Source organism: Moorena sp. SIO3I6, assembly GCF_010672095.1.
Map to the genome: position 1 here is coordinate 1 of NZ_JAAHHU010000409.1, position 3,762 is coordinate 3,762.

The 3,762-nt window shown below is 43.7% G+C and carries 3 protein-coding genes; 2 read left to right on the plus strand and 1 reads right to left on the minus strand.

The features are described from left to right. A partial coding sequence (locus F6K49_RS36970; protein WP_293104940.1) for a DUF928 domain-containing protein occupies positions 1-745 on the plus strand: 745 nt, incomplete at its 5' end. Between the two features lie 259 nt (positions 746-1,004). Beyond that, positions 1,005-3,143: a CHASE2 domain-containing protein gene (locus F6K49_RS36975; protein ID WP_293104946.1), complete on the plus strand. Its 2,139-nt coding sequence runs from the start codon at positions 1,005-1,007 to the stop codon at positions 3,141-3,143. 166 nt (positions 3,144-3,309) lie between these two features. Here the strand turns inward: F6K49_RS36975 and F6K49_RS36980 are convergent. Beyond that, positions 3,310-3,762 (minus strand): cyclic nucleotide-binding domain-containing protein (locus F6K49_RS36980; protein ID WP_293104952.1); only part of this gene is annotated, 453 nt, incomplete at its 5' end.

Genomic DNA, 3,762 nt, shown 5'->3' on the forward strand with positions numbered 1-3,762 from the left:
AGGAAATGTAGAATTTGAGCTACCCGGAGACTCGGCTAGCCCCAGAACTAGCATCGGTGGGGGTTCGAGAGGAAATGTAGAATTTGAGCTACCCGGAGAATCCGCCAGCCCCAGAACTAGCATCGGTGGGGGTTCGAGAGGGGATGTAGAATTTGACCTACCCGGAGACTCGGCTAGCCCCAGAACTAGCATCGGTGGGGGTTCGAGAGGTAGTAAACTCCCCCTAACCGCATTGCTTCCACCCACAAAACACGGGTACACCGTATCACCGCGTCCAACTCTATTTGTTTATATGCCCGCCCTGGGAGCAACTGAGGTTTTTTTCAGTTTGCAAGATGAACAGGGTAATTCCCAATATCACACAACCCTCAAAAGTTCTGGCCAGGAAGGAGTGATTAGTATTACCCTACCAGAAGCAGCACCAGAATTAAAGATTGGTCAAAACTACCTCTGGTACTTGGCACCCATTGAACCAGACGGTATCCTGCGACCTGATAATTATTCAGTAAGTGGGTGGGTTAAACGGGTAAAATCAACGGTGAGTGACCAAGGGTCATCCAAGTCCGCGATCGCGTTGGCTACTGAATATGCTAAGGCGGGAATATGGTACGATACCCTAGAGGTTTTAGTGACTGCTCAACGGTTGGATCCTGACAATACAACCCTAGCCAATGAGTGGAAAGATTTACTCGAACAAGTGGGACTGGATGCGATCGCATCTCAGCCGATGGGAGAGCAGTTGTAATTCTTGAGAAGTTGTCAGTTTAAGGGATTAGCTAGGAAACTAATCGCCATTTGATATAGCAATTCTCAGCAACCTTTGAGGGATATTGCTTATCCTTTTAAGGCAAAAGGCATGTAGATAAAAGGCAATAAGGATATTCAATTTTGCCTCTTGCCTTTTGCCTCTTGCCTCTTGCCTTTCCCTAAGGAAGTATTTTCAGAACTCAAAGGGGAATAGTATAAACACACAACCTCAACAAAATAACCAACATTAAAGCCAAATGTGGCAAACCATAAAACAACAGATTCAACAGTGGGGAACAGTCCTATTAATCGCGCCGAGTATAGCAGGATTGGTGATTTTAGGAAGCAATGCTGGACTGTTTCGGATGCTGGAATGGGCAAGCCAAGACCAATTATTTCGGCTGCGTCCAAAAGAATCTGTTGACGAGCGCATTGTCCTGGTCACCATTGATGAACCCGATATCAAATATGTTAAGCAATGGCCGATGTCAGATCGGGTTATGGCTCAGCTAATTCGGAATATCAAAGCCCAGCAACCAAGAGCGATTGGAATTGATATTTATCGAGACCTAGTGGTTGAACCTGGACATGATGAACTGGTAGAAGTTTTCAACTCTACCCCAAATGTGATCGGAATTGAGAAAATTGCTGGCAACCCCATTGCAGCGCCACCAGTGCTGGATAAATTGAGTCAGGTAGCAGCTAACGACGTCCTGCTCGATGGGGATAGCAAAATCCGGCGAGGGATCATTCTCCTGGGCAAACCTGATGGTACCCGTAAGCAAGGATTTGGTGTGAAACTAGCGCTAATGTATTTGGCACAAGACGGTATTAAACTTGAGCCGATCAATCCCGATAAAAAGATATACGGTTTAGGTAAAGCCAAGTTTTTCCCCCTCTCCAGTAATGATGGAGAGTACAGCAAAGCAGAGATGGGAGGATACCAAATCTTATTGAACTATCGGGGCGGTGAGGAGAGCTTTTTGACTATCTCCATGACTGATGTTCTCGACAATCGCATTCCCCCAAATTTGATGAGCGATCGCATTGTCTTGTTAGGGGCAAAAGCCCCAAGTCTCAATGACAATCACCTCACTCCCTACAATAGTACCTTACTAACTCCCACTGAATTAATACCAGGTATAGCAATTCACGCCAATATCAGCAGCCAGATTTTGAGTGCAGCTAATGAAGGTCGTCCCATGCTTCGAGCATCAGTCAAATCCCTGAATTGGCTATGGATAGTGTTCTGGTCTGGATATAGTGCTACCCTTGGAGCCATGTATGTCCGTAGGCGATGGGTAACTGGAGTTGGCACCCTTATAGCCGGAGTTATTATTATTACCAGTTCCTATATTGCCTTTTTATTTGGCTGGTTGATTCCAATATTTACACCCTTGTTTACCGTTATCAGTGCTGCAGTTGTCAGTATTACTACCACACTTTGGAACAACCTCAAACAGTCCTATCGGGAATTAGAAAAACAACATAAACTATTGCAAGAAGCTCACCGGCAATTAGAAAAAACCAATACGTCCTATAGCAGATTTGTTCCCTTTGAATATCTTAACTTTCTTCAAAAAGACACTATTCTTGATGTATATCTGGGGAACCACGTCAGTAAAGAAATGGCGGTCATGTTCTCAGATATTCGCTCTTTCACTACCCTTTCAGAAACCATGACCCCGAAGGAAAACTTCGACTTTGTTAATGCTTACCTCAAGCGTGTCAGTCCCGAGATTCGCAATCAAAACGGCTTTATCGTCAAGTTTCTCGGAGATGGTATAATGGCTGTTTTCCCTGATGGCACCGATGAGGCAGTAGCAGCGGGAATTGCCAAGCAAATCAGAGTGGAAGAATACAATCACAGACGTATTGCCAAAGGCTATCTACCAATTAAAGTAGGGATTGGCATTCATGTGGGTCAGATGATGGTGGGAATGGTAGGAGAGACATTTCGGATGCAAGGGGATGCTTTCTCTGATAATGTTAACTTAACTGCTCGTTTAGAAGGGTTAACTAAATTTTATGGCGTGTCTTTGTTAATCTCCGAGCAAGCTTTAGAGCAATTGAGTAATCCTAGTCAATACCAGATTCGGTTTCTTGATCGAGCAATTGTTAAAGGAAAAAATGAACCAATTGCTGTTTATGAAATCTTGGAAGGAGAGCCTGAACAAGTTAGGGAATTAAAGTTAACAACCCAGTCAGAATTTGAGCTCGCTATAGAGTACTACCGAACTCAAGAATTTGAAAAAGCTAAAGCGTGTTTTAATCAAGTGTTAGCTGTCAATCCTAACGATAAGACAGCATTATTGTATGTAGACCGAATTAATCAATTAATGGTGCAAGGGGTACCGCAGAATTGGGATGGGGTGTGGCGGTTTACCCAGAAATAGCAAGGGTGCATCTCATATTTGTAACAAAGAAGGCGAAGTGTTGAAAGTCTTGGAAGTGTTGGAAGTCTTGGAATTTTCTTAGAATTTTTGCCTAATTGCAAAAGCGATACAGCGCGATGCACCCAAACTTAGAAACCAAGTTGTCAAATCATTACCAACAAACCTATCAAATCCCAAATAGTGATTGAATGCGTTGGCGAATCTGATTGGTGCCACTCTCTTTTTCCTCTGTTACACCTACCGTTATTCCTAATTTCTCTAGGGTCTCCTTACGTTTGAATAATTCTTCGGAAATTTGGTCAGCTAAATCTTTGTGCTTTACCAAAAGACTCTTTAAATTTTCCCTGTCTACCACAAACAGAATCGTGTCTTCTAGGGCGCGAAGAGTAGCGGTACGGGGGGTACCCAGAAGCAAAGACATCTCTCCAATAAATTCCCCTGGCTTGCGGATGGCAATCCGTTTTCCCCTTGATTCCACAAAGACTTCAACTAAGCCAGATAGAATAATATAAAATGAATCCCCTGGGTCGTTTTCTTCACAGATTATATCCTCTGCTTTGAGCATTTGACGATATCCTTGCTGAATTATATGTCGCAGCTCGCTATCGCTACACTTTTC

Coding starts and splice junctions, on each gene's coding strand:
- F6K49_RS36975 (WP_293104946.1), top strand. CDS start 1,005: ATGTGGCAAACCATAAAACAACAGATTCAACAGTGGGGAACAGTCCTA.